Origin of the sequence: Streptomyces sp. NPDC005774 (assembly GCF_042871645.1) — a bacterium.
GTDB lineage: Bacteria > Actinomycetota > Actinomycetes > Streptomycetales > Streptomycetaceae > Streptomyces > Streptomyces pratens.
Genome location: NZ_JBIAIV010000010.1, coordinates 19,159 through 42,695, shown reverse-complemented (window position 1 = coordinate 42,695; position 23,537 = coordinate 19,159). Strand labels below are relative to the sequence as shown.

General features: G+C 68.7%; 29 protein-coding genes and 1 tRNA gene. 16 read left to right on the top strand and 14 right to left on the bottom strand.

Annotation, left to right across the window (positions count from 1 at the left end; all coding sequences use genetic code 11):
• Positions 1–46 precede the first annotated feature (46 nt).
• Positions 47–2,197: a DEAD/DEAH box helicase family protein gene (locus ACFYQA_RS12120; protein WP_388915298.1), complete on the bottom strand. Its 2,151-nt coding sequence runs from the start codon at positions 2,195–2,197 to the stop codon at positions 47–49.
• Positions 2,197–3,834, bottom strand: coding sequence for a hypothetical protein (locus ACFYQA_RS12115; RefSeq protein WP_388915295.1), 1,638 nt, complete (start codon positions 3,832–3,834; stop codon positions 2,197–2,199). Before ACFYQA_RS12115 ends, ACFYQA_RS12120 begins: the two co-directional genes overlap by 1 nt.
• Positions 3,835–4,280: 446 nt before the next feature.
• On the opposite strand from ACFYQA_RS12115, the gene ACFYQA_RS12110 reads away from it, so the two are divergent.
• A complete protein-coding gene (locus ACFYQA_RS12110) occupies positions 4,281–4,844 on the top strand; it encodes an HD domain-containing protein (protein ID WP_388915292.1) in 564 nt (187 codons plus the stop codon).
• Here the strand turns inward: ACFYQA_RS12110 and ACFYQA_RS12105 are convergent.
• Positions 4,832–5,299 carry an NUDIX hydrolase gene (locus ACFYQA_RS12105; protein WP_388915289.1) on the bottom strand — a complete coding sequence of 156 codons (468 nt, stop codon included), beginning with the start codon at positions 5,297–5,299 and terminating at the stop codon, positions 4,832–4,834. The genes ACFYQA_RS12110 and ACFYQA_RS12105 overlap by 13 nt on opposite strands.
• On the bottom strand, positions 5,286–6,059 hold the full coding sequence (locus tag ACFYQA_RS12100) for an XRE family transcriptional regulator (RefSeq protein ID WP_388915287.1): 774 nt from the start codon (positions 6,057–6,059) through the stop codon (positions 5,286–5,288). Before ACFYQA_RS12100 ends, ACFYQA_RS12105 begins: the two co-directional genes overlap by 14 nt.
• Positions 6,060–6,156: 97 nt before the next feature.
• On the opposite strand from ACFYQA_RS12100, the gene ACFYQA_RS12095 reads away from it, so the two are divergent.
• The 11 genes from ACFYQA_RS12095 to ACFYQA_RS12045 all read left to right on the top strand — a co-directional run bounded on the left by ACFYQA_RS12095 (position 6,157) and on the right by ACFYQA_RS12045 (position 14,564).
• The gene (locus tag ACFYQA_RS12095) at positions 6,157–6,849 is read left to right on the top strand and encodes an HAD family hydrolase (protein WP_388915285.1); all 693 of its coding nucleotides are present in this window, start codon (positions 6,157–6,159) and stop codon (positions 6,847–6,849) included.
• Between the two features lie 108 nt (positions 6,850–6,957).
• Complete coding sequence (locus ACFYQA_RS12090; protein ID WP_388915282.1) at positions 6,958–7,860, top strand: radical SAM protein; 903 nt, start codon at positions 6,958–6,960, stop codon at positions 7,858–7,860.
• Positions 7,853–8,494 carry a hypothetical protein gene (locus ACFYQA_RS12085; protein ID WP_388915280.1) on the top strand — a complete coding sequence of 214 codons (642 nt, stop codon included), beginning with the start codon at positions 7,853–7,855 and terminating at the stop codon, positions 8,492–8,494. Before ACFYQA_RS12090 ends, ACFYQA_RS12085 begins: the two co-directional genes overlap by 8 nt.
• Positions 8,412–9,065, top strand: coding sequence for a class I SAM-dependent methyltransferase (locus ACFYQA_RS12080; protein WP_329210440.1), 654 nt, complete (start codon positions 8,412–8,414; stop codon positions 9,063–9,065). Before ACFYQA_RS12085 ends, ACFYQA_RS12080 begins: the two co-directional genes overlap by 83 nt.
• Before the next feature lie 20 nt (positions 9,066–9,085).
• A complete protein-coding gene (locus ACFYQA_RS12075; RefSeq protein WP_388915277.1) occupies positions 9,086–9,673 on the top strand; it encodes a class IV adenylate cyclase in 588 nt (195 codons plus the stop codon).
• A gap of 598 nt (positions 9,674–10,271) precedes the next feature.
• Positions 10,272–11,789, top strand: a complete 1,518-nt coding sequence (locus tag ACFYQA_RS12070; protein ID WP_388915274.1) for a tyrosine-type recombinase/integrase — start codon at positions 10,272–10,274, stop codon at positions 11,787–11,789.
• 379 nt (positions 11,790–12,168) lie between these two features.
• Complete coding sequence (locus tag ACFYQA_RS12065) at positions 12,169–12,759, top strand: DUF6907 domain-containing protein (RefSeq protein WP_388915271.1); 591 nt, start codon at positions 12,169–12,171, stop codon at positions 12,757–12,759.
• Positions 12,756–13,559: a hypothetical protein gene (locus tag ACFYQA_RS12060; protein WP_388915268.1), complete on the top strand. Its 804-nt coding sequence runs from the start codon at positions 12,756–12,758 to the stop codon at positions 13,557–13,559. The genes ACFYQA_RS12065 and ACFYQA_RS12060 overlap by 4 nt, the downstream gene beginning before the upstream one ends.
• Positions 13,556–13,702 carry a hypothetical protein gene (locus ACFYQA_RS12055; protein WP_388915265.1) on the top strand — a complete coding sequence of 49 codons (147 nt, stop codon included), beginning with the start codon at positions 13,556–13,558 and terminating at the stop codon, positions 13,700–13,702. Before ACFYQA_RS12060 ends, ACFYQA_RS12055 begins: the two co-directional genes overlap by 4 nt.
• Before the next feature lie 11 nt (positions 13,703–13,713).
• Entirely contained in the window at positions 13,714–14,217 is a 504-nt protein-coding gene (locus ACFYQA_RS12050) for a hypothetical protein (protein WP_388915262.1), read from the top strand.
• A complete protein-coding gene (locus ACFYQA_RS12045; protein ID WP_388915259.1) occupies positions 14,217–14,564 on the top strand; it encodes a hypothetical protein in 348 nt (115 codons plus the stop codon). Before ACFYQA_RS12050 ends, ACFYQA_RS12045 begins: the two co-directional genes overlap by 1 nt.
• A 186-nt stretch (positions 14,565–14,750) precedes the next feature.
• Here the strand turns inward: ACFYQA_RS12045 and ACFYQA_RS12040 are convergent, their stop codons facing one another.
• Positions 14,751–14,936 (bottom strand): hypothetical protein, encoded by a 186-nt coding sequence (locus ACFYQA_RS12040; RefSeq protein WP_388915256.1) that lies wholly within the window; start codon positions 14,934–14,936, stop codon positions 14,751–14,753.
• Between the two features lie 161 nt (positions 14,937–15,097).
• On the opposite strand from ACFYQA_RS12040, the gene ACFYQA_RS12035 reads away from it, so the two are divergent.
• Complete coding sequence (locus ACFYQA_RS12035) at positions 15,098–15,343, top strand: GntR family transcriptional regulator (protein WP_388915253.1); 246 nt, start codon at positions 15,098–15,100, stop codon at positions 15,341–15,343.
• A gap of 394 nt (positions 15,344–15,737) precedes the next feature.
• On the opposite strand, the gene ACFYQA_RS12030 is transcribed toward ACFYQA_RS12035, so the two are convergent.
• The 7 genes from ACFYQA_RS12030 to ACFYQA_RS12000 are packed head-to-tail and all read right to left on the bottom strand — an operon-like array spanning position 15,738 to position 19,774.
• Positions 15,738–15,986 carry a hypothetical protein gene (locus ACFYQA_RS12030; protein WP_388915250.1) on the bottom strand — a complete coding sequence of 83 codons (249 nt, stop codon included), beginning with the start codon at positions 15,984–15,986 and terminating at the stop codon, positions 15,738–15,740.
• Positions 15,986–16,510: a hypothetical protein gene (locus ACFYQA_RS12025; protein WP_388915247.1), complete on the bottom strand. Its 525-nt coding sequence runs from the start codon at positions 16,508–16,510 to the stop codon at positions 15,986–15,988. Before ACFYQA_RS12025 ends, ACFYQA_RS12030 begins: the two co-directional genes overlap by 1 nt.
• 13 nt (positions 16,511–16,523) lie before the next feature.
• Positions 16,524–16,748, bottom strand: coding sequence for a hypothetical protein (locus ACFYQA_RS12020; protein WP_388915244.1), 225 nt, complete (start codon positions 16,746–16,748; stop codon positions 16,524–16,526).
• A 13-nt stretch (positions 16,749–16,761) separates the two neighbouring features.
• Positions 16,762–16,932: a hypothetical protein gene (locus ACFYQA_RS12015; protein ID WP_388915241.1), complete on the bottom strand. Its 171-nt coding sequence runs from the start codon at positions 16,930–16,932 to the stop codon at positions 16,762–16,764.
• Between the two features lie 9 nt (positions 16,933–16,941).
• A complete protein-coding gene (locus ACFYQA_RS12010) occupies positions 16,942–18,615 on the bottom strand; it encodes a phage/plasmid primase, P4 family (protein WP_388915238.1) in 1,674 nt (557 codons plus the stop codon).
• Positions 18,612–19,580, bottom strand: coding sequence for a bifunctional DNA primase/polymerase (locus ACFYQA_RS12005; protein WP_388915235.1), 969 nt, complete (start codon positions 19,578–19,580; stop codon positions 18,612–18,614). The genes ACFYQA_RS12010 and ACFYQA_RS12005 overlap by 4 nt, the downstream gene beginning before the upstream one ends.
• Entirely contained in the window at positions 19,577–19,774 is a 198-nt protein-coding gene (locus ACFYQA_RS12000; RefSeq protein ID WP_388915232.1) for a helix-turn-helix transcriptional regulator, read from the bottom strand. Before ACFYQA_RS12000 ends, ACFYQA_RS12005 begins: the two co-directional genes overlap by 4 nt.
• Before the next feature lie 127 nt (positions 19,775–19,901).
• Here ACFYQA_RS12000 and ACFYQA_RS11995 point away from each other — a divergent pair, with 127 nt between their 5' ends.
• Both ACFYQA_RS11995 and ACFYQA_RS11990 read left to right on the top strand, forming a co-directional pair.
• Positions 19,902–20,471 (top strand): helix-turn-helix domain-containing protein, encoded by a 570-nt coding sequence (locus tag ACFYQA_RS11995; RefSeq protein ID WP_388915229.1) that lies wholly within the window; start codon positions 19,902–19,904, stop codon positions 20,469–20,471.
• Positions 20,464–21,666, top strand: coding sequence for a tyrosine-type recombinase/integrase (locus ACFYQA_RS11990; protein ID WP_388915226.1), 1,203 nt, complete (start codon positions 20,464–20,466; stop codon positions 21,664–21,666). The genes ACFYQA_RS11995 and ACFYQA_RS11990 overlap by 8 nt, the downstream gene beginning before the upstream one ends.
• Before the next feature lie 94 nt (positions 21,667–21,760).
• On the opposite strand, the gene ACFYQA_RS11985 is transcribed toward ACFYQA_RS11990, so the two are convergent.
• Positions 21,761–21,834 (bottom strand) — tRNA-Thr (locus ACFYQA_RS11985).
• Between the two features lie 93 nt (positions 21,835–21,927).
• Complete coding sequence (locus ACFYQA_RS11980) at positions 21,928–22,341, bottom strand: DUF3224 domain-containing protein (RefSeq protein WP_388915223.1); 414 nt, start codon at positions 22,339–22,341, stop codon at positions 21,928–21,930.
• A gap of 114 nt (positions 22,342–22,455) precedes the next feature.
• Here ACFYQA_RS11980 and ACFYQA_RS11975 point away from each other — a divergent pair, with 114 nt between their 5' ends.
• Entirely contained in the window at positions 22,456–23,436 is a 981-nt protein-coding gene (locus ACFYQA_RS11975) for a helix-turn-helix transcriptional regulator (RefSeq protein WP_388915220.1), read from the top strand.
• Positions 23,437–23,537: the final 101 nt, after the last annotated feature.

Sequence of the window (23,537 nt, the reverse complement as noted above, 5' to 3'; positions counted from 1 at the left end):
TTGTTGAGGTAGCGGGTACAGAAGGAATGGGGACTTGCAGTGGGTCTCAGGTGTCGAAGAGGCCGTAGCGCTCGCGTACGGGGCGGAGGACATTGAGGGTGTCCCCCTCGTTATCCGCGAGGTAGGCGAACTCTTCGACGCGGGCCAGCTCGCGGCGGAGCAAGCTGCGTTCGGTCTCGTACTGGATCGCGTCCCCGCCTGCGGGAGGCACGACGACGAAGTCGATGATGTCCGCGCGCTCCTTGCCGGGCGCCTTACGCAGGACGCGACCGCGGCGTTGGATGAACTGGCGGGGGTTAGAGGAGCTAGACAGGAGGTAGGCGGTCCGGGAGGCCGGGACGTCCACGCCTTCGTCCAGGCAGCGCATGGAAGAAATGACCTGGAGGTCGTTGTTCTCGAAACGGCGCAAGATGTCCAAACGGGCGGAACGCTTCGTCTCCGAGGTGTAACGGGCAGCAGGCATGTGCAGCTCGTTGCCGACCATCTCCATGACCTGGTCGATCTGGCGCGGGCCGTCGGTACCTTGCTCGAAGAGAAGCGGGTGCTTGCCCTCAGCGCAGTAGATCAGCTGGTGGCTGATGTCCCAGCGCTTCTCGATCTCCGCGTAGAGGATCTCCAGCTTGCCGCGGGCGTGGCCGATGATATCCGCGCGCTTCTTCAGGAGTCGGCCCAGCGGGCTGTCCCGGTCGGCGGTCTCCTTCAAGTCCGTGCCAGCCGCGATCAAGCGGGCGATCTTCGCGCTGGTCTCTGCGTACAGCTCGGCCTCTTCGTCGTCCAGCTCCACGAGGATGGGTGTGTAGGTGTAGCGGCACAGGGCACCGCGGTGGATGGCTTCGCCGATGCCCATCTCGAAGACGACTCGGTCAAAGTAGTCGGTGAGGGCGTCGGTGCCCTCCTCATCGAACCACCGCTCCGGGGTGGCGGAGAGACCGAGGCGGTACTGGGCCCTCTCCGGGAGGCGGGTACGCAGGTGCGCGGCGCCTAGGTTGTGGGCCTCGTCCGCAATGAGGAGGAGGTGCCCCCGGTAGGAGCCGAGCAGGGTCTGGAAAGCATCGCCGCCGAAGGTAGCGTTGGTGGTAACGATGACGCCGCCACGGCTACCTCCTAAGGCGATGCTCTGGAGCAGGTTGTGGGCGCGCGGGGACCATTTGATGGTCGACTCGTAGGCGCGCAGCGGTGTCACGCCGAACCACTCGATGTCCTTGGCCCACTGGTCGACCAGATGCTGGTACGGGGCCACAACGACAGTGAGGAGCGAGGCGGCCGCGTCGTTCTGTCGCAGGAGCGTGCCGAGCTGGGAGGCGGCGGAGAGTGCGGTCAGGGTCTTGCCTGTGCCTGTGGCCATACGGAGGATGCCTCGGCACTGATTGCGGAACCAGTTCTGGACGGCTTCCTTCTGGTAGTCGCGGACCTTCAGGCTGGGCGGGATCGCCAGAGTGCCGGGCAGAGGCAGCGGCGTGGTGCGGATGGGGGTTCCGCCGGTCGGCAGGTCGTCCAACTCAGACTGGCCGGCGGTGGCCAGCGCGCTGCGCTCGACAATCACCGTGGCGGCCTCGGTGAATGGGATGACGCGCAGCATCTGCGTGCGGTTTTCCCAGAGATCATCGAAGTCTTTGCTTATGCGCGCGGCTCGACGTGCGTCGCCCGGGTCCCAGCTCCGGTAGACCTCGATCGCCTCGAAGTTGCCGACGAGACCGGAGCGGGTCTCGTTGGCGCTGCCCTTGAAGGCGATGACGTCTCGACCGTCGCGGAAGACACCGATCTTCTCGTGGTACATGCCGACTCGGCCCCGTTCTTCGACGTATGCCAGCTTGAAGTCGACTCGGTTCTCGGCTACCAGTCGTCCAAGCTTGCCGAGGCTGCGGGCTGCCCGCGCGTCCTCGACCGCTTGCTCCAGGTCGCGGAGGGCAGCGCGCTGGAGGACCTCGCGCACCGCGTAGCCGTTCTCGATGTCCTTTATGTCGGCCGGATCGAGGTAGGGGGAGGCAATGATCCGCATGGTGCCGCCGCGTGCGGTGAACTCGTCGATTCCCTGACCGAGTGTGGCGACCACGGACGCGGCGAAGTAGCCCACGGCCCGATCGTAGGTGGTGGAGGCAGCGAGGACAGGCAAGTAGAAGTCCTCGACCAGGTTGTTGCGGTCGCTGCGGTAGTCGGACTCCGCGCCGCAGTCGCGGAGGAAGGGGGGAGCCGCCATCAGATCAATCCCAGGTGGTCCATGAGGTCGTCCACGTCGGGGGCCTCGTCGACGGGGCGGGGCTGCTGCTCGGCCGACGCGTCGGTCTCAGAGGTGCGGGCTGCGGGGACAGCTGCTTCCTCGGAGCCCAGGTCTTCCCCTATACGGCGGACGACCCCTCCGCGTGCGGTGAATGGCGCAATGGACATGGCGGCCCGAAGGCTGGACTCCTTGATGTCGAAGTCTCGGCGAAGAAGCGCCACGACCTTGTCTGCCTCGACCTGGCCGCCGTGCGCATCGACCAGGTCAGAGATCAGTTCCTTGATCGGCTTGTACACCGGGAGGTGCCACTCAGCCAGCGCCCACTGGTTCCGCTGGCTCCGGCTGAAGCGGGCGTCCCCTTCGATCTGCTGCCGGAGATAATGGATCCCGATGGCGACGTCCGTGCGCTCCTTCAGCTCCTCGACAGTCAGCGGGGCGTCCGCCTCGCGCAAGGCGGCTTCCACCTTGTCGAGGCGCTCACGCTCACGCTGAAGCCCGCCGCGCGAGCCGACGCTGCCGACAGCCTCGGTGATCGAGGCAGGCGCTGCGTCTTCTCGGGAGGAAAGTCCCTGGGCCGGGATCGCTGCAGCGGAGGGTGCCGTCGTATCGGAACCGGCTTGGAGGCACCAGGCTCCCCTGGCCGTGATCGCGAAGCGCGCATCCGTGAAGAGCGCCTCTGTCACTTCTCCATGTGGCGCGACTCCGTCCAATACCCCCTCGATGAGCGAGGTGCTCATGCCCTCAGCGCAGCCTTCGAGGAGCTGCGCGATGAGGTCTCCGGGCGACGTCTCCAGACCCGCTTCGCCGGCATCCGACAGCGCGCCTGTAAACGGAATGGACCCGTCACTCTCTGCTTCCCTGTTTTTGACTTCCTCGGCCGCACTCGAAGGGCTATCACCCTCCGTAGCACTTTGTTCCGCCGAGCTCCCTTCGCCCTGCACTACTCGACGGCGCTTGGAATCGGTGGAGCGATTCTGGACAACCCAGCCCTCACCCGCCGTGAAGGTGGCGTCGCGGAGCATACGCGAGACCATTCCAAGCTCCCCGTCCGCCTCCTCCGCCTCACCAAGAAGGTCACCGAGAGTAAGCTTGCTCTCGCCGTTCATATTTACTAGCAGGAGGGCGGACAGCTGCTCGACCAGCTCGGACAGCCCGCCGGAGACGACAGCGGTCTCGATTGGCTTGGGCTTGAAGCGAGTCAACGAGATCTGGTTGCCCTCACAGTCAAGACCGCACTGGATCAACCACCGACGCAGGGTGTCGAGATCGCTCGGGACAGGCACCTGGCGTGCATCGAGAAGAGCGGAGGCTGTCGACAGGCTCATCACCTCACCGACATCAAGATCAAGGGCTCTCACCGCGGCGGCGGCACACTCTTCCAGATCATCCATGAAGATCCACTGTCCGGTCGGGGACGCGAAGGTGGTCGCGTCCATCCAGCGCATGCCGATGAACAGGCGGAGGACGGTGAGCCTGTCCCCAATATTCTCACCAAGCCAGGCGTGGCGGTCCAGAAGCGAACTGACGAGGCAAGGTTTCCGCAGGTCAAGCTCGGCGTGCTCTATCCAGGCACAGAGAATCGAATCCCCCTCGACACTGCGGTTGAACTCGTCCATGAGGAAGTTTCGACACTGCCGCGCAGTCTCCCGAAGAAGGGCATGCTGGGAAGCAAGTTCACCCAGCGGAACTGGAGCCTCTGCGCAGAAGTGCTGCAGGACGAGGTCCCGGTTGAAGCTGCTGAGCCCCTTGTACCAACGGTCAAACGCGTTCATGGCCTTCAGAGGTAGGAGTGGACGATAGTCAGCGCGGTGGGAGCAGTTCCTCATCACACGTGGCGATCGGGTGGCCGATCACCACGCGCTAAAAGGCGTCATTGGGTTGTCCGTGCCAGCACACCTCTCCCTCCTGGTGGACCAGCGACAGCGCTGATGCCAACGGTACGGGCGACGCCTTGAATTGATCCATGGTTCCCTGAACTGCAGCAGACGCGAAACGGCGGTCGCGGTCCTACAGCCTCACGCCCGCCTCCATGCGCGGGGCACACCCCGGACGGGAACGTGGCATGGGTGATCTGATCGAAGAGTGGGCAACGAGACTGGCGGAAATCGAACTCAGTACCGCGCTTCCACGTCGATGGGCGCATACACAGGGAGTGGCAGAACGTGCGACCGAGATCAGGCAGGTCCTCGGTAAGAACGCTGGACTACTCGTCGCCGCCGCCACGCTGCACGACGTCGGCTACGCGCCGCAGCTGGTTGTGACGGGGTTTCATCCACTGGACGGAGCGCGGTTCCTTCGGGACGAGCATGGGGCTGACGAGCGGTTGGTACGGCTGGTGGCGAACCACTCGTTCGCTCTTCTGGAAGCCGAGGAGCGGGGGCTGCAGGGGGAGCTGGCGAGCGAGTTCCCCTTGCTGGCAGAGCCGTTGCTAATGGACGCGCTCGTGTACTGCGACATGACGACCACGCCCGAGGGCGGCCGGACCAGCGTGCAAGACCGGGTCGCGGAGATCATCAGCCGCTATGGCGGCGACAGCGTGGTCGGGCGGTTCATCCGCCGGGCAGCCCCGGAGATCTTCGGCGCCGTCGGCCGGGTGGAAGCAGCCCTGGCCGCTCAGCCCAGGTAGGGGTACGTGCCGGCGAGGTAGTCGCCGATCTGCTGGCGCATGCTGGGATGGATGTCGTAATCGTCCAGATCGTTCGGCTGGACGTAGCGGACGCCGTCGGCCTCGTCGTTGATCGTGGGCTCACCGCCCACCGGCCGACCGATATACGTGTTCTCGTACTGCTGGCGGATCTCGCCGTCGGTGTAGGCCACGATGTGGTTCGGGTTCGTGTAAACCCCAAGGAAGCCCGTGACCTGGGCGATGATTCCGGTCTCTTCCAGGCATTCACGCACGGCGCACTGGGCCGCCGTCTCGCCGATGTCCTGGGCTCCTCCGGGCAGGGCCCATTGGCCGGTGTCCCGGCGGCGCTGGAGGAGTATGGCGCCGCTGTCGTCGACGACGAGCAGGTTGTTGGCGGGGATGAGCGTGTTCGCTTTGGGGGCCTTGGGGTCGTTGTAGTACTCAGTCCTGCCCATGCGGCGAGGGCCCCTCCTGGTCGGGTGTCCAGGGCCGTGCGGTGGCCCAGACAGCTTCGAAACTCTGAGCGTAGTTGTCGAACCAGCCCGCCGTGTCTGCTCTGCGGAGATGGAGGAGGGGGTTGGCGCTGGCCGGCTGGCCCCAGACGTGCGGGTTGATCAGAAGGTCATCGTCGTAACGGAACATGGAGGTGTAGAGCGTGGTGTCGTGCAGCCTCACCTCGCATCCGGCCTCGGACAGCAGGGGCCGATAGTAGGTCAGGGAGGCCCGGATCTTGGCGCCGAGCGTGTCGCCGATTCCCTCTTCGTGGCCCCGGATTGCTGCGGCCTGGCCCTTCGAGTCGCCGAAGCAGAGCCGCACTCGCACCCCGCTCGATGCGCGCTCGGCGAGCATCTTGGCGACGTGCGGGTTGGACTGCGCGAAGAAGGTGCCGGAGAAAACGAGGACGCTGATCTGCTCCTGCGCGCTATTGAGCAGCGACAGCCATGTGTCCCGTGGGACGCTCGCCCGGTTCTGGTAGGTCCCGACCAGCTCCTGACCTGAACCTGCGAGTTGCTGGGGCGTGCTCGGCGCCGGTGCGGGCCAGAGGAACAGTTCTTCGACCCGTAAGTGCTTGGCGACGCGGAAGCGGTGGCGAGGATGGGGAACGCGCCCGCCGAGCCACCGGCCAACGGTCTTGGGGTCCACCTCGCAGACTTCCGCGAGTGATTCAGGTGGAATGCCGCGCTGGGCGAGCACGGAGTGCAATCGCTCGTTCACAGGCGCCATACAAGCCGAGACGGCCAGGAGCGGCAAGGACGTTTCGGGACGTTCCACGGAAGGAGGGGGCCATGACCGCTGTATTTACGCTTGATGCATGGAGCTCATCGTCCTGTGGGACATCGACCACACCCTCATCGAGAACTCAGGGGTCAGCAAGGAGATCTACGCCGCCGCCTTCACGGCCCTGGCGGGAAGGGCGCCCGCGGGGCCAGCGCGGACGGAAGGGCGTACGGACCGGCTGATCATGCGCGACATGTTCGAGCGGAACGGCCTGGCCGAACCGGACTGGACCGCCATCGAGGGGGCGCTGTCCGGCGCAGGTGAGGCGCGTCTCCAGGACCTCAGCCGCCGGGGGACAGCCCTGCCCGGCGTGCGAGAAGTCCTGAAGGAGGTTTCCGTACGCAGCAGTTGGGTGTCGTCGGTGCTCACAGGCAATATCGCGGACAACGCCCGCGTGAAGGTCGCGGCCTTCGGTCTTGATCCCCTTCTCGACCTGGCAGTTGGCGCCTACGGGGCCGATGCCGTCCAGCGCCCCGACTTGGTCGCTGTCGCCCGGGAGCGGGCCCAGCGGCTGCGGGGCGCCCCGGATGGCGTGCCCGTCGTGCTCGTCGGAGACACCCCGAGGGACGTGGAGGCCGCACTCGCCACAGGCTCCGAGATCATCGCGGTCGCCTCCGGCGTCCACAGCCCCCAAGAGCTGGCAGACGCCGGTGCCCATACGGTTCTGCCCGATCTGACGGACACCGGCCGTGTACTCGAGATTCTGGAGGCGCTCTCCGCACACTGAAAACGTCCCAGGACGTCCTCGGAGCGTCCCGATACGCGGTGACGAGGTCCGTACCTGTCCCGCCAATATCAGGTCTCCCACCAGGCAAGCGCCTCGAAGGAGACCCTCGTGATCAGCGAAGTCACCGGGATCCGCAGGATCCGGATGCTGTACCTGCAGCTGCTCTACCGTTGCAACTTCGAATGCCTGCACTGCTTCCACGGCAAACGGCTCCAGCACGCCGACGCTTTCACCACGGACGAGGCGGTCAACCTCCTCACGCTGATGCGCGACGAGTACGGCACCGAGGCCGTCACCCTGCTAGGCGGCGAGCCGTTCGTCTACCGAGACCTTGCCCAGGTCGTCCGGTACGCCAAGCGGAACCTGGGCATGCAGGTCGAGATCTGCACCAACGGCTACCGCATCGAGCGCCGACTGACCGAGATCGCCCCCGACCTGGACCTGCTCCGGGTATCGCTGGAGGGCATCGGCACGACCAACGACAAGATCCGCAAGTTCGGAAGCTACCGCAGCGCCCTGAGCGCCCTCGAAATCGCCCAGCAACTCGGCGTCCGCGCCGGCGCGACCATGACGGTCACCTCACGCAACATCGACGAGGTCCTGCCGCTCGCCCGCACACTGCAGCACTACGGGGTGGAGCAGCTGAAACTCCACTGCCTCCGGCCGGTCGGCAACGCAGCCGATCACCCCGAGCTCCTCGTCAACGACGCCACGGCCTACACCCGTCTTCGTGACCGCCTGGCCTCGGCCGAGCTGGACATCGAGGTGATCCTCGACGAGGACCTGTCCGAGCTCGGTGCGCCGGACGCCTGCCTCCCCGCCAGGGGCCCTGTGGAGATCGAGCGGATCGAAGCTGACCCGCGCGGCGCGCTCACCATGTCCTGCAAGGCCGTCGGCAAGGACTCGCACGCCTTCTGGTACGACAAGCTCACCGACCACATCGACCACCGGCCCTCCGCCACCGACGAACTCACCCTCGCGGTGCCGGACGTGGTGTACGGACGTGTCTGACCCGGCGTCGTTCGAGAGCGTCGAAGGACTCCGCGGCACCGGCAAATCCACCCTCGCCCCCATGCTCGCGGCCGCCCGTGGCGCGGTACTGGTCCCGACCGTGCCGCCCACCTACCAGGCACTGCGGCAGGAGGTCGACCGGCTGGGAAACGCAGAGGCACGCATGTGCTTCTACCTCTCGGCCCTGTTCACCGCCACCGATCAGATCCAGCGGTACCTGTCCGCCGGCACCCCGGTCGTCGTCGAAAGCTACTTCGCACGCTGCCTGGCCAACCACCGCGCTTTCGGAGCCAACCTCTCCGTATCCCTGCCGCCGGGCATCCCTCGTCCCGTCACCTACTACCTCGCCTGCGCGGAGAGTGAGCGTCAGCGCCGACTCGCCAGGCGTGACAAGCCTGTCTCGCGTTGGGACGCCCTCGCCGAGATCACCGCAGACAAGATCACCGACGCCTACGCCTCGTTCCCGATGCACCGCGTGAACACCACCGGACTCACCCCCGACGAGGTACTCCGAGCCGTCCTGAGCACCCACCCGCAAGGAGAGCAACCCCGTGCAGACACCCAGCATGTGGCGGCACACCCTCACCTTCTTCCCCCAGTTCCTCGCCGCGCTCAAGGAGCGTACGGAGCCTGACTCCACCGTGACGGTCATCGGCGCGAGCGACGGCAGACTCGTCGTACCACTGGCCGCGGCCGGCTACCGCGTCATCGCCATCGAGCGCGACCCGCTCGCCCTCCACGGCGGCGAGGTCCAACTTCCGGGTGACAGAACCGGTCACGCGATGGGCATGATCGAGCGGCTGAAGCAGGAAGGGCTTCACGACCGTGTCCAGGTCGTGGAGGAGGACTTCCTCGCCTCCGAACCCGTCACCGCCCCCTGCGACGCTGTCTGGACGAGCTGTTCGTGGCATTACAGTGCCAACCACCACCGGCCGTTGGGCGAGTTCGTCGACCGCATGCAGCGCCTGGTCCGGCCTGGCGGTCTGTTCGGCGCGGAGTTCATGATGCCCCTCACGCAACGCCACCACGTGCTGGAGCACTACACATCCCCCGAGAAGCTACGGCGTTACTTCATCGGGGACTGGGACGTCCTGCTCACCCTGCGGACCAACGAGTTCACCGAGCAGGCTCACGTCGGACAGCTGCAGGACCACAACCACCGCATGGGCCTTCTCCTCGCCGCCCGTGCGTCCACCCCCTCCTAGAGCTACGGGAAGAAGGACCTATGAAGCACGAGTACGAGGCCAAGTTCCTCGCCGTCGACGTCGCCGGCCTCCAGGCCAAACTGATCGCGCTCGGAGCCGTCCAGGCGTTTGAGCGCACCCTCCTCACCCGGAAGATCTTCGAGAACGACGCCCTCGAAGGCGGTGCCTGGGTCCGCCTGAGGGACGAGGCCACCCGCTCCACGCTCACGCTGAAGCAGGTCACCGACTCCACGACGATCGACGGCACCACCGAGATCGAGACCGAGGTGTCCGACCTGCACGCCATGGCCGAGATCCTCCGCAACGTCGGCCTGCGCGAGGTGCGCTACCAGGAGAACTACCGGGAGGAGTGGCGCCTGGGCGAAGTCGCCTTCGACTTCGACACCTGGCCGGACCTCCCCACCTTCGTCGAGATCGAGGGCCCCGACGAGGCATCCGTCCGACAGGCGGCAGATCTGCTCGACCTCGACTACGCACAGGCCCGGTTCGGCAGCGTCGACGAGATCTACAAGAGCGAGGCCGGCAGGGACATTTTGGCCGAGCCCACGCTCCTCTTCGCCGACGCCGACAAGCAGGCTTCGGCCAGGGCAGCTGTCCCGAGCGAGTGATCTTGGGGACCGAGCTGTGTTTATGGAACTGGCCGTGACGCCGCGGTTCATACCCGGGCATCGCCGAGTTCGCCCGCGGCGGTCTGCCCGCCGCGGCAGACACTGACGACGGCAATACGTGGACTGACGGCTACTGCTGGCTCTACTGCGGCCAGCGATGGACCCGTGTTCTATGGATCGGCCCCGTGAGTGTTGCGGGTGCCCAGGCGGCGATGTTCGCCTGCGGCCCGTGCATCCGCGCCTTGCAGGAGCAGGTCTGGCAATCACTCCTCCTTCACGATGAACCGACTCGCCCGCCACCTGTGAGCATGGCTTCTGCGACCGAGCAGCCTGAGGGACGCCGCGTTGGAAAGCATCGCGGGCGGGGCGGCGTGTTCCGTCGGGAGTGAGGCCGAGAACGGACAGTAGGCGCATCAACGGTTGGGCCGGTCACCACGCGTGGTGACCGGCCCAACCGTTGATATACAGGCGCCTCTCCGACGCGGATCCACGCTTCCGGGAAGAGGCCCTCGCCGACGCTGCTGGCGGGTCTCTGGGAATTTGACTCTCCTACCGGGTCATCGTCGGTGGCGGCTCGGCTGGCTCGTGGGCGCTGCGGTTGTCCTCGGCTGGGCGGCAGGGGAAGGGGCGCCCAAGGCCGTACGGCAGCCTCAAGGCGGCCCAGGCCGACCTCGACCACGTACGCGCCCTCCTGGGGCTGGCCGAGTCGGACGACCCCGAGGGCATCGACCTCATCGCCGAGATGCTGGCCGAGGTCAGCCGCGAACGGTCGCCTCTGCCCGAGGTCGAAGAGACGAGGCGGCGGCTCAACGCCGGCCAGGACCTCATCGGCAGCCTGACCGTCGCCGAGTGGCTCGACCGGTGGCTGGCCGGCAAGCGCATACGCAAGTCCGGCCTCAACCGCTACGAGACCGACATCCGCATGCACCTGAAGCCGCGCATCGGCAACCGACGCCTTGACCGGCTGCGCGTCAGCCACCTCAGCGAGATGTTCACCGACATCCGCGACGCCAACGCCCAGATCCTGGAGGACAACGCCCAGCGCCGAGCCGCGCTCGACGAGATGGCGACCGTGCCGTGGAAGGGCGCGGAGAACCGAGCCCGACGCAAGGCGATGAAGGTCGCCATCGACGAGATGCCGCCCTTCCGCCGCATCACCGGACCCGCCACGCGCCAGCACGTCAAGGCCACCCTCCGGGCATCGCTGAACGACGCGATCGGGCAGCAGATCATCACCTTCAACCCCGCCGCCCACGTCGAGATCGACCCCGTACGCAAGCCGAAGGCGCTCGTGTGGACCGACGAACGGGTCACCAAGTGGGAGCAGACGGGCGAGAAGCCGTCGCCCGTCATGGCCTGGACACCTCAGCAGACCGGCGCCTTCCTCGACTTCGTCGCCGAGGACCGGCTGTACGCGATGTGGCACCTCATCGCCTTCCGCGGCCTGCGCCGTGGCGAGGCGTGCGGGCAGCCCTGGTCGGAGACGAACCTCGACACCCACTCCCTCACCGTCTCCTCCCAACTCGTGCAGGACGGATGGGAAATCGAGGCGTCTGATCCCAAGACCGACAGCGGCTACCGCGTGGTCGCGCTCGACGACGACACCGTCGACGTCCTGAAGCGCTACCGCGAACGGCAGGGCCAAGACCGCGAGAAATGGGGTACGGCCTGGGTCGAGACCGGCCACGTCTTCACCCAGGAAGACGGCTCCTGGCTCCATCCGGGCAAGGTCACCGACCTCTTCGAGCGCCTCGTCGCCGCTTCCGGCCTCCCGCCGATCCGACTGCACGACCTCCGCCACGGCGCGGCGACTCTCATGCTCGCCGCCGGTATCGACATCAAGATCGTGTCGGACACCCTCGGCCACAGCGACACCCGGATCACACGGGACATCTACCAGAGCGTCCTGCCCCACGTCGGCAGGAGCGCCGCCGAGGCCACCGCGAAGCTCGTCCCCCTCCAGCGCAAGGCCGAGGCCGAGAAGGCGGCGCTCAAGGCCGCGAAGAAGGAGAAGGTCAAGAAGGCTGGCGAGGGTAAGGGCGGGACATCCAAGGGCAGGGCGAAAGCCCAGACCAAGGCCGCCAAGAAGACCAAGCGGCAGAAGCCCAAGAAGTAGGTCCCCGAGCGGCTCCGCTCACGCATCGCTCACGCAGACAAAGTCACGGCACCCTGACCGTGTGACCCGCCATGCCCTGAGCAACAGAAAACCCCAGGTCACGGGCTATGTGACCTGGGGTTCCGTTGAGCCCCCTGTCGGATTCGAACCGACGACCTACGCATTACAAGGTCTTTAGCGCTCTCGCGGTGACCAGCAGCAGGACCCTCATAGGCCGGTTGACCTGGGGATTTGGCATCCCGCCTGATCCCAAGTAATCCCGGCTGATCCCGTTCTCATGTGTACGGAATGTGTACGAGAACGGGGCGGCCCCGGGCGGTGTCCAACCACCGACCACGGGGCCTACGGCCGGACCCTTCACCAGCAAGGAACCCGAGCCATGCAGCACAACGTACAGCCCACCACGCCCCTGTGCGGCGCCCGCCGCCCCGGATGGGAGCGCCCCGGGCCCGGCCGTCACCGCCTCCCCTGCATACTCCCCGCCGGCCACACCGGTGAGCACCAGAACGCCCTCCACCAGACCTGGGACGCTCCCTCGCTCGCACCCGTTGATGCGGACCTGATGCGCCTTGATGCGCCGCAGGTCAGCGCCCCGCGCGTCCACACGATCCCGCTGCTCGACGCCCCCGGCGCAACCCTGACGGTCACCTGCCCCGACTGGTGCGTGTCCGACCACGCCGACGAGAAGACCCGCGGGACGTTCGCGCCCGACTTCACGCACCGGGGGGAGGAACTCGTCTTCCCCGCCCCCGGCGGCAGCGAGACCATGCTGTCCGCCCAGATCACGCACGCCCCGTTCAGCAGCATCCTCCGAGAGCCCGTCATGGGCGTGGGGTCGGCCAGCGAGGACATGGGCCCGGACCAGGTCCACGAGTTCGCCGACCGGCTTCGCGCCTACGCGGACGCTCTCGACTGCCTGAGCGTCGACCTGGACGACGCCCGCCTGAACGCCCGCGGGGGTGCCCTGTGAAGCGCGACCCCCTGCTCTGGGCCGCGCTCGCCGCGGTCCTCGCGGTCCTCGCCAGCGCGGAGTACGAGCTGGCCGTCGCGTGCGGCTTCGGCACCTACGTTGCCGCCGGCGTCCCGGCGGCCCTGGACGTGTACGCCATCGCCGCTCTGCGGGCCCGCCGTGACGTGTTCGCGGTCGTCTGCTCCCTGATCGTGGTGAACGCTGCCTCGCACCTTGTGGCGGTGAAGCTGCTGCCGGTGAACGCGCCCCTCGTGGTGGCCGTGTCGGCGATCGCTCCGCTCGTCCTGTGGCGGGTGCACCGCCTCTCCGAGGGCCCGGCGGAACCGGTCGCGGAACCGAGTGCCGCCCCGGCGGAACCGGTGGCGGAACCGGCGGAACCGATCACCATCGAACGGGCCCCCGAACCCGCCGACGTGGCCCCCGTCGGCCCCGTCCTCGGCCCCTGGCCGCCCCTGGCGGAACTCGCGGGCGGAACCAGCGGAACCGACAGCGGAACCGGCCCCGAACTGGACGATTACCGCGCCTGGGGCATCGTGTCCGAGCGGACCGCACCCGCCCCGGAACCGGCACCGGAACCAGTTCCGCCCACGGTTCCGCACCTGGTTCCGGTCCCCGGAACCGGCGCCGACGACCTGGCCTCCGAGGACAGCGGCAACACCACCTTCGAGGCCCGCGTCGCCACCGTCCGGACGTGGCTGGAGACCGAACCGGAACTCACCGGAACCGAGATCGGAACCCGCCTCGGCGTGAGCGACGGCTACGGCCGGCGCCTCCTGCGCACCGCCCGGGAGGACACGTGATCCTCGCCGTCGCCTTCACCCTCGCGGCCCTCGTGGCCCTGGCAGGGCTCGCCCTGGTCGACGTCCGCACCGTGCCCCCGGTCACCGGGACGTGCGCCCTCATCCTCACCGTGGCCGCGCTCGCCGCCGCCCTCTTCCGCTGAAGGAACCCACCATGCAGATCGTCACCATCGGCGGCGTCACCATCGGCGTGTGCATCCTCGTCGCCACCCTCGTCCAGTGGTACCCGGGCCACAAGGCCCTGCAGAAGAAGCCCCAGCTCGTCGGCAGCCTCCTGCCGTTCGTCCTCGCCTGGGCATACGGCGTCCTCGCGATCCTCACCGTCGGCGGCCTGGTCGGCTGGGTCGCCGACACCACCCTGTGGATCACGAACTGGCTCGGCGACGTCGCCCTCGTCTGGGGCGTCGGCGGGCAGACCGGCCAGTCCGCCACCGGTAGCGCCTACCTGCCGCTCACGCAGACCGGCGGCGCCCTCGTCCTGATCCTCACCGTGGCGATGGTCGCCGCGGCGAAGAAGTCGAAGTACGGCCGGGACCTGAAGGCCGGCGCTTGGTGCGGCATCTGCCTCGGCACCAGCGCGGGCGTGGCGGGGTTCGCGGCGGTGCCCCTGGCGCAGGCCGTGAACTGGCTGGGCCAGGCCGTGTACGGGGTCCTGTGATGGCGGCGAAGGAGCGGGCCGTCGAGGAGCCGTCGAGGGCGGCCGGCGGGTGCGTCCTGGTCGTCCTCGGCGGCGGCGCCCTGGCCGCGGTGTTCGCCGCCTCCGAGGAGGCCGGAGTGCTCACCGTGTGGGCGGTCGCCGTGACCGCCCTGTGGCGGGCCGCCCGCAAACCGGTGGCCGATGCAGCTAACCCCGCTCCCCCACCGGGGTCCGCCCCTCTCTCCGAGGGTGAAGAGGCTGGTCACAACGGTGTGCGTGTCGAGCGTCGAGAGGGGATGTTGATCATTCACGACCTCTCCGAACAGGTCCGGTACGACGTCGTCGAGGGGGAGGTGAACCAGGCATGATCCGTCGATTCCTCGCCCTCGTCCATGAGTACTGCGGGCAGTGCGGATGGTGGGTAGAGAACTGCCCGCACCAGAACTGACCCAGCACGGCAACGGCCCCCGCCTCGGTCATCGAGGACGGGGGCCGTTCCCATGCCCGGCCCGACCGCTCCGCCCGGGGGAAGCTTCAGCGGCCGGACCGGAGTCTCATCGAGGGCGCGCGGCCTCCCGCAGGGTCCGCACCAGCGCCCGCCCGGTCGCGCACTCCTGCACGTCGTCTACGCACTGCTCGCACTGCTGCGTGTGCTCCAGCAGCGCCCGGTAGGCCAGTCCCGCGGGCCCTGCCCGGTAGGTGCCTGTCGCTGCCGGCGGGCCCTGGGTACGCTCGCTCATGTCGACTCCATCCAGTCGTCCATGCCCCCGAACCCTGGCCGGTTGCGGGGGCTTTCCGCTGGTCGGACCGTACCGCTATAGGCCACTACAGGGCACCCCATACGGCCACATGACGCTACCTACGGGTGCCCGTCGCGGGATGCCGCCCTACGTTCCGGAGCATGAGCGAAGACCCGTTCGTCTACGTCTACGTGCGCGTCGCCAACGAAGTGGAAGCCGAGATCCGATCCGGTCGGCTCCCGCACGGGGCACGCCTGCCGAACGAGCGGGACATGGGCGCTCAGTACGGCGTCGCCCCGGGCACCGCCCGGCGGGCCGTCCAGGAACTCCGGGACCGCGGCCTGGTCGTGACGCTGCCCAACAAGGGCACGTTCGTCGTCGCCCCGGATCCGTCTACCGGGGGGTGACTCCCTTCCCCACCCCACGGCCACCCGCCGGGGAGGGTGGCTTGCGCGATGGCCGATTGGGCCGTTCCTGCGGGTGATCAGAACCCTCTGATTCGCGGGCGCAGGATTTTCCCTCCCCGGCGGGTGGCCGTGGGGGCCCGGGGGGAGTCACCCCCCAGGGGCAGGCAGGCGACGAGGGCCGTCGACTTCGGCGGCGCGGCTGTGTCGAGGCGCTGTGGCGTCCGTCGTGCAGCTGCTCGACATGACCGAGGCCCGCCGGATGCGAGGTGTCCGGCGGGCCTACTGGTGGCGCTGGTCGGGTCACTGCGGAGAAAGGGGCCCGAGGGCTGTGGCTCCGCTCTCCGGCCATGGCTCCCCGTTCGTCACGGGGTGGCTTTGACGCCGCGGTGGTTGGTCATGCGGCCGGCGGGAGGTCCGGCGGGTCGATGGGCTGGCCGTTCGGTCCGGTCGGTGTCAGGTCGATGGTGATGACGTCGCCGTTCGGTCCGCGCTTGCGTCGTGGTCCTCGCGGCATCGGCGCCTGGCCGTCGACCGCTTGCCCATCGGTCATGGCGTGGTCGGACCACAGCGGCCTGCCTTGTGCATCTCGGGGGAAGTGCGGATAGGTTCCGTCCTCGCCCGGGTCGAGTGCGTCTGTGGTCATCAGTCGGTCCCCTTCACGTATGCGTCGCGCTCGGCCTGGAGCCGCGCGGTCTCGGCGTCGGCAGCGTCCTGGCCCTGGTCCTCGATGGCCTTGATGATGGTGTCCCACAGGATGGTGGGCTCCCGGTAGTTGAGGAGCGGGATGACGGCCCCCTCCTGGGTGGGCCTCCCCTCCCGGACGGCCCCCCGGTACCGGGCACCGTCGGCGGTGGAGCGGATGGCGTTCCGGCGGTGCCAGGTGGCACGCATGCGGGTCCAGGCGGCCCATACGGGGTCGTTCTGGAGGGCGGCGAGGAAGTCCGCGCGGTGCTGCTTCTCTTCGGCTTGCAGCTGGACATCCATTTCCTCCCAGCCGTTGAGGAGTCCGCGTTCCCAGTCCTCGCCGCGCGTGGCCTGACGCGCCGCCTCGGCTTCGCGCGCGGTCTCCAGTTCGGCGCGCACCTGCTCGAGTTCGGTAGTGGGGCCGGCGGCCTGCTTCTGGAGGTCGGCGACGCGCTGCTCGAGTGCGGTGATGGGGGTTGCCATGGTCATTCTCCGATCAGTTGTTGAGGTCTTCGTGCGCGGCCTTGTCGTTGGCGTAGGTGGACACGCACAGCCGCAGGTGAGGGGTGAGGGTGTCGGCGTAACCGGGGTCCTTGGCCATGTCGGCGAGGATCCGGTCGTACCCGGGGTCGGGCGTGTAGTTGGAGGCGCGGCCCTGGAGGACGTGTGCGCGCCGCTCGGGGGTGAGGCCTTCGGCGATGTCGGTGTGCTGGTCGGTCATGGCTGGCCTTTCGTCAGGTGGTCCGGGTGTGGGGCCGGATGGCCCAGATGAGTTCGCAGGCGCGGTCGGCGCACCGTGCGAGGTCGAAGGGTTCGCCGCTGACCGTGGTGTGGCCGACGGTGCGGATACCGCGGATGCGGCGGCAGCTGGGGCAGTACGAGGTACGGGGCTTGGGGGTCGGCATGGGGGACTCCTAAGCAGCGGGGCGGCAGTCGAGACAGAGGGGCGAGCCTTCGGCGTTCCACTGAGGGCGGGAGCATCGGGCGCACCGCGTCTTGGGCCGAAGCTGCGCCAACAATGGAGAATTGCCCGGCTCACCCGGCTCACCCCGGCTCACAGCTTCCTGGCCTGCGCTTTCACTGAGCCGGGCAATTCCGTCGTCCCGGCTCATGCCCGGCTCATCGTCGAACAGTGAGCCGGGGTGAGCCGGGGTGCCCGGCTCACGCGCAACGCCGTGACCTGCGGCGTTGCCGGGTGAGCCGGGTGAGCCGGGCGAATCGCTATTGTCGGCGCACCTTTTGGCTCCGATGCCCTCGTATACGGGCACCTGCTTGCCGCCGATTCGCGGCTTCGCCCTGCGGATGCGCGGCTCGACGGCAAGCAGGTCACGGCCGAGCAGCGCCTTCGTACCGGGCCGCATTCCCTGGTCCTCGGCCCAGTCCTTCCACATCTCCCACAGCACATCGACCGGAACTGAGCAGTCCTGGCCGACGTCGCAACGGTCGCGGACGAACGCGGACGTGGGAGACGCGGTGTCCTGCATGGTGGTGATCGCGTCCGTCGACGAACGCGGCTGCGTGATACGGCCGTTGCGCTCCAGCCGGGCCAGGCCATGCAGGGCCCAGTTCAGGATGCCGGGAAGTTCCGCGGCCAGCTTGCCGGTCAGCGCGGTGTCTTCCTTGCCGAGCCAACTCACGGTCATGTTCAGCACGATGAAGCGGCGCGCGATGACCCCGGAGGAGTCACCGAAGTTCGGCAGCTCGTTGGACAGGATCATCAGCCGAGCCGGGATCTTCCCCGTCCAGGGCTCCCGGTACTTGCGGTCCACGTCGATGGTGTCCTCACCGGAGATGGTCAGCAGCCGTTCGACGATCTGGTGCCCGTCGCGGCCTGCAAGGCGCGCATCGGAGATGACCGCGAGCGGCTTGCCCAGCAGCGGGGACAGACCGAAGTTCGTGGAGAGGCCGGCCAGCGTCGGCCCGGCAACGTTGCCCTTGCCGACGAGCAGACCGAGGATGCGCGCGATGGTGCCCTTGCCGGAGCGGGTGGGACCGACGACGAGCAGGATCTTCTGTTGGTCGGTGCGGCCGGACAGGACGTACCCGAACCACTCCTGTACGGCCTTGATGGACTCGATGTCGTCCGGCCACGCCTTGCGCAGGAACGCCAGCCACGTCGGGCAGTTGGCATCGGGGTCGTAGTCGAACGGGACGGACACGAGGTTGAAGAACTCAGGTGTGAGCGGCCGCAGTTGCTGCGAGGCCACGTCCAACAGGCCGTTGGTGCACGCGACGATCGGCGTGCGCGGCTCCGTGCCGTCGGTCCACGCCGGAGCGTCCACGGACGGGGCCAGGATGCGAATCGCGGCCATGGCTTCCATCAGATCAGCGATCTTCTTCTTGTTCGGCGCCCAGTCCTTCACCTCGGTGCCGCCCTTGGGCGTCTCCGCCTCGTACTGGGCGTGCTCCAGCTCCTTGTACGCCACGGCGCGCACCTCGGCGGCGTCCAGCTCCCGCCAGTGCGCGCCTTCCCACTGCATCCACTGGCCGCGCCAGTGCAGCAGCGTCGGCCGCTGGGCTTCGTCGGTCCAGGACGGCAGCAGGACGCGCGCCACGGCCATCGGGTTGCTGGGCGGTGGGGTCGTCATGCGGTGGCTCCCGTGCGGTTGTACGCGGATCGGATGGTGGCGGCGGCCTCCCGGGCCTCCAGGCCCGCCTGGACGGCCGCTTCCAAGAGGGCGTCCCGGGCGTCCTGGTGGCCATCCCGGGCGGCCTCGGCGGCCCGGCAGGCGGCCCAGAACAGCCGGTTGTTCCGCTGCCCGGGGCGGGAGTCGAGAACGAACGCGACCAGGCCGCGGGCGCTGCGGGGCGCTTGCCCGGATGCCGGATGGGATGCGTCCCGCCACTGCGCCCGGCGGGCCTCAAAGTGCGGACGCGTCACGAGCGCGTCCAGCAGCCAGGCAGGCGCCAGGACGGGCGGCTGTTCGGGGTCGTCCACCACGTACCGGACGCCGGACGCGTGGCGCGCCCCGGGCCCGATGACGTAGGCGTTCCCCGCCCGGACGTCGCCGTCGAACTCGCCCTGCAGCGTGCCGAGCCCGTTGCCCAGCTTCAGCGTGGCAGGGACCCAGAGGTAATCGTGGTGCCCCTTGGCGGTGAGGACGCGCATGGTGGCCAGCCACTGCTCGCCGCGGGCGCTTGCTACGTCCTCGATGGCTCCGGGCCGGTCGCTGTCGACCACGAGCAGCCGCATCCCGCCGGGACCCGAGCAGGCGCCTACGGCCACGGCAGGGTTCCGAAATCCGCGACTGAAGGTCTCGTGCACGCGCCGTTCGTCGAGCGTCCACGCTCGGGTGAAGGCCACAGTGGGGTGCTTGCCGCGGGATCCGTCGCACGTCTTGTGCAGGCCGGTACAGCGGGGCGTGCGGGGGTGGTCGCAGGGGAACACGGGGAAGCCGTGCCGGATGAGCCACAGCGCGCCATCGAGGGGCGTGCAGACGTCCCGCTTCCTGGCGTCAGTGGCCTGCGCTACGGTGTGCGAAGACCCGGCGCTCAGCTGGTCTTCCTCGTTCGCCCCCGTTGCTGCGGGGGCGTTCGTCTTTTCGGTGGTCACGCCGCGGCCCCGCTCTCCCGGGCCTTCAGCCATGCGTCGACGTCCGCGCGCCGGTAGCGGACGCGAGCGGTGCGCCCGTCCCCGAGCTTGGTGTAGCGGGGGCCGACCCCGGACCACCGCCAGTTCGCCAGCGTCCGGGTGCTCACCCCCAGTTCCTCTGCCAGCTGTCGCGGCGACAGCTTCACTTCCGCCATGCAAGCTCACCCCTTAGATGCGTGACGCATCATGATGATGCGTGAACGATCAAGAGTGACGATACATGCGTAACGCGAGACATCCAAGGGGTTGCGCTCACATCATTTTGATGCGACGGTTTCTCTCGTGGCAGACGAACGAACAACATCGCTCGGCCCGACCGGGGAGCAGGTGCGCGCCAACGTGCAGCGACTCCGCGAGTCCGCCGGCCTGACGAAGAAGCAGCTTTCTGACCGCGTCGGCGAACTCGGACGCGCCATCCCGCCCCTGGGTATCTCCAGAATCGAGATGGGCACGCGCCGGGTCGACGCCGACGACCTGATGGCGCTGACTGTCGCCCTCGGTGTGCACCCCGCGGCGCTGCTTCTGCCGCCGACCGCGAGGACCCACGACTTCACAGCATCCGGCGAGGCCGTTCCGACCACGGTGGAGATCACCGGTGCTGGCGAGGTCGCGGCTCGGGCCGCGTGGGAGTGGGCGCACGGCATGCGGCCGTTGCCCTCCGACACGGACGACCCGGACAAGGCTTGGCGCTACTTCAGCGCCGACGCCCTGCCGGACGGGTGGCGCGGCATGCCGGCGAGCACCTACGCGCAGTGGGACGCCGAGCAGGCCCGGAAGGACTACGAACGGCTGCTCGACCTGACCGGCGACAACGCGGACGGGTCATGGAAGGACAGGGGGGACGATGGCTAGGGTCTGGATCGAGGACCGCGCCGGCCACGCCGACTACCGGAAGTCGCTGGAGTCCTGGCAGGCGGCAAAGCGGGAGGGCTCCAAGCGGCAGGCTCCCGGCCGCTGGCGGGTGCGCTGGTACGGGCCGGATGGCCGGCCGAAGTCGAAGACGTTCGGGAAGCTCCCGCAGGCCGAGGCGGAGAAGGCCGCGATCACGGCGCGGCTCGACAAGGGGTCCTACCGCGACCCGAAGTCGGGCAAGGCCGCGGTGAAGGTCGTCGCCGAAGAGTGGTTCGCGTCCAAGCGGAAGATCGGCCGGACCACGAAGCGGGACTACCGGGATCTGCTCGACAACTACGTGATCCCGAAGTGGGGTGACTGGCAGGTCTCCGCCGTGCAGTGGGAGGACGTCGACGCCTGGGTGACCGAGCTGGAGACGAAGCCTGGAAAAGCCGGGCGGGTGCTCGGGCCGGCGCGGATCGTCAAGGCGTACCGGGTGCTGGCCATGGTCATGAAGCACGCGGTGTTCTCGAAGCGCGTCTCTGTCAGCCCGTGCCACGACCACGAGCTTCCCCGGCCGGACGACGAGGACGAGCACGTCTACCTGTCCTACGAGCAGCTGGAGCAGCTGGCGGCCGCGGCCGACGAGTACCGGTTGCTGCTGCTCACCCTCGGGTACTGCGGCATCCGGTGGGCGGAAGCGTCCGCGGTGAAGGTCGGGCGCCTGGCCGTCACCCAGCGACGCATCCGGATCGTGCAGAACTACACCGACGTCTCGGGCGTGCTTGCCCTGGGGCCGGTGAAGAACCACGAGAAGCGATCGGTGCCCGTCCCCCGCTCGTTCGCCGACGAGCTGGGCCAGCTGGGCGTCAGCCGGAAGGCTGACGACCTGCTGTTCACCGCGCCCGAGGGCGGGCCGCTGCGGTACGCGAACTTCCGCTCGAGGGTGTTCGACCCCGCGGTGAAGGCGGCGGGCCTCGAGGGCCTGGGCGTCACCCCGCACAAGCTGAGGCACACGGCCGCCTCGCTCGCCATCGCGGCCGGCGCGGACGTGAAGGTCGTCCAAACGATGCTCGGGCACAAGGACGCGGCCATGACGTTGAACGTCTACGGCCACCTGTTCCCGGACCGGCTGGACGAGGTGGCGGACCGGCTGGACGCCGGGCGGGCGCTCGCACTGTCCAAGCTGCGTGCGCCAGTCACGGGGAAGGCGTAGCCGAGATCATGTGTACAGAATGCGTACTGCCCGCCCGGGGGCCTCCCCGAACGGGCAGTGACTAAACGGCCTATGACCTGCTGCTTTACCTGAGAGCCCCCTGTCGGATTCGAACCGACGACCTACGCATTACAAGTGCGTTGCTCTGGCCATCTGAGCTAAGGAGGCGCCGCGCACGCGCGGAGCGCGCGAGGGCGGGTCCACTGTACACAGAGCGGCTTTCGCCGAGCCACGCACTTGAGGGCGGCGGACCCGGTCCGCTCACTCCAGTTCGTACGCGAAGGTGTACGGCACCTTCGTCTCCCCGTGCCGGTAGGTGAACCCGCCGGTGCCGCGCAGCCCGGCCAGTTCCCCGGTGCCCGAGCCCTCGACGACCTCGAAGGAGCAGTGCACGGTCCCGTCGGGGGCGAAGCGTCCGCGCTCCTCGACGACGAAGGTGCCCTCGCGCCCGTCGACCCGGCCGCGGACGAGTTCCATTCCGGCGAAGGAGCCGGTCGTGCCGGTCAGGTAGGAGATGGCGTAGTCGCAGGTCGTGGACTCGGCCTCGATGCCGCCCGCGAAGGCGTTGGTGACGGTGGCGTGCGCGAGCCGGGGGTGGGTGTCCTCCGGGCCCACGGGGACCTCCTTCCAGTCGGCAAAGGTGAAGTGGCCGGTGGTCCGGGTGGTGGTGGGCATGGGAGTGCTCCTTCGGTCGTGCCGCCGGCGAGGACCGTCCCGCGCCGGCCCGGCACGACCATCCTGGGGGCCGTACCTGACATCTCCTGTCAGGTACGTCCGGGGCGGGGGAGAATGCGTTCCGTGCGTGCCGACCGGCTTCTCTCCCTGCTCCTGCTGCTGCAGAACCGCGGCCTGATGACCGCCCCCGAACTCGCGGCGGAGCTGGAGGTCTCGGTGCGCACCGTGTACCGGGACGTCGAGGCACTCGGCGCGTCCGGGGTGCCGGTCCGCGCCGCGCGCGGGCCGGAGGGCGGCTACCGCCTGATGGAGGGGTACCGCACCCGGCTGACCGGGCTGACGGACGCGGAGGCCGGTTCACTGTTCCTGGCCGGGCTGCCGGGACCGGCCAGGGACCTCGGCCTGGGTGCCGTGCTGGCGAGTGCCCAGTTGAAGGTGGAGGCCGCTCTGCCGGGTGAACTCGCGGATCAGGCGCGGCGGGTGCGTGAGCGGTTCCACCTGGACGCGCCCGCCTGGTTCCGCGACGCGGACCCGGTGCCGCACCTGGAGCGGATCTCCGGGGCGGTATGGGAACGGCGGGTGCTGCGGACCCACTACCGGCGCTGGCGGGGCGAGGTGCACCGGGAGGTGCACCCCCTGGGGCTCGTGCTGAAGGGCGGCATCTGGTACCTCGTGGCGCTGTCCGAGGACGTCGTGCGCACCTATCGGGTGGCGCGTTTCCAGGTGGTGGAGGAGACGGGTGACCTGTTCGTCCGTCCCGCCGGGTTCGAACTCGCCGCGTACTGGGCGGAGTCCTCCCGGCGGATGGAGGCGGCGCTGCGGCAGGGCACCGCCCGGATGCGGCTCTCGCCCCGCGGACAGAAGCTGCTGCCGATGCAGTTCGGGGCGGCGGGCGTACGGGCGCTGCGGGACGCGGGGCCGCCGGACGGTGAAGGCTGGGTCGAGGTGGAGCTGTCCGTCGAGTCGGAGGCGATCGCCACCGGCGATCTGCTCCGGCTGGGCACCGAGGCGGAGGTGCTCGGGCCGCCGGGGCTGCGGCAGGCGGTCGCGGGGGCCGTGGCGGTCCTCGCCGAGCGTTACGCGGCCGGACGGTGAGGGGCGGTGAGGGGCGGTGACGCCGGCCTTCGAAAGTTTCCGCGAAGTTCACAGGGCCGCGGGTACTGACAGACCAGGTGAACGCCGGGTACCGTCCTGTG

Bases quoted from the DNA above. Each gene is read 5' to 3' on its own strand.
- ACFYQA_RS12105 (WP_388915289.1), bottom strand. From the start codon at position 5,299: ATGGGCAGGACTGAGTACTACAACGACCCCAAGGCCCCCAAAGCGAAC.
- ACFYQA_RS12120 (WP_388915298.1), bottom strand. From the start codon at position 2,197: ATGGCGGCTCCCCCCTTCCTCCGCGACTGCGGCGCGGAGTCCGACTAC.
- ACFYQA_RS12045 (WP_388915259.1), top strand. From the start codon at position 14,217: ATGGCGGCGAAGGAGCGGGCCGTCGAGGAGCCGTCGAGGGCGGCCGGC.
- ACFYQA_RS12115 (WP_388915295.1), bottom strand. From the start codon at position 3,834: ATGGACGAGTTCAACCGCAGTGTCGAGGGGGATTCGATTCTCTGTGCC.
- ACFYQA_RS11975 (WP_388915220.1), top strand. From the start codon at position 22,456: ATGCGTTCCGTGCGTGCCGACCGGCTTCTCTCCCTGCTCCTGCTGCTG.
- ACFYQA_RS12095 (WP_388915285.1), top strand. From the start codon at position 6,157: ATGGAGCTCATCGTCCTGTGGGACATCGACCACACCCTCATCGAGAAC.
- ACFYQA_RS12050 (WP_388915262.1), top strand. From the start codon at position 13,714: ATGCAGATCGTCACCATCGGCGGCGTCACCATCGGCGTGTGCATCCTC.
- ACFYQA_RS12040 (WP_388915256.1), bottom strand. From the start codon at position 14,936: ATGAGCGAGCGTACCCAGGGCCCGCCGGCAGCGACAGGCACCTACCGG.
- ACFYQA_RS12035 (WP_388915253.1), top strand. From the start codon at position 15,098: ATGAGCGAAGACCCGTTCGTCTACGTCTACGTGCGCGTCGCCAACGAA.
- ACFYQA_RS12020 (WP_388915244.1), bottom strand. From the start codon at position 16,748: ATGACCGACCAGCACACCGACATCGCCGAAGGCCTCACCCCCGAGCGG.
- ACFYQA_RS12010 (WP_388915238.1), bottom strand. From the start codon at position 18,615: ATGACGACCCCACCGCCCAGCAACCCGATGGCCGTGGCGCGCGTCCTG.
- ACFYQA_RS12000 (WP_388915232.1), bottom strand. From the start codon at position 19,774: ATGGCGGAAGTGAAGCTGTCGCCGCGACAGCTGGCAGAGGAACTGGGG.
- ACFYQA_RS12015 (WP_388915241.1), bottom strand. From the start codon at position 16,932: ATGCCGACCCCCAAGCCCCGTACCTCGTACTGCCCCAGCTGCCGCCGC.
- ACFYQA_RS12110 (WP_388915292.1), top strand. From the start codon at position 4,281: ATGGGTGATCTGATCGAAGAGTGGGCAACGAGACTGGCGGAAATCGAA.
- ACFYQA_RS12065 (WP_388915271.1), top strand. From the start codon at position 12,169: ATGCAGCACAACGTACAGCCCACCACGCCCCTGTGCGGCGCCCGCCGC.
- ACFYQA_RS12075 (WP_388915277.1), top strand. From the start codon at position 9,086: ATGAAGCACGAGTACGAGGCCAAGTTCCTCGCCGTCGACGTCGCCGGC.
- ACFYQA_RS12025 (WP_388915247.1), bottom strand. From the start codon at position 16,510: ATGGCAACCCCCATCACCGCACTCGAGCAGCGCGTCGCCGACCTCCAG.
- ACFYQA_RS11990 (WP_388915226.1), top strand. From the start codon at position 20,464: ATGGCTAGGGTCTGGATCGAGGACCGCGCCGGCCACGCCGACTACCGG.
- ACFYQA_RS12030 (WP_388915250.1), bottom strand. From the start codon at position 15,986: ATGACCACAGACGCACTCGACCCGGGCGAGGACGGAACCTATCCGCAC.
- ACFYQA_RS11980 (WP_388915223.1), bottom strand. From the start codon at position 22,341: ATGCCCACCACCACCCGGACCACCGGCCACTTCACCTTTGCCGACTGG.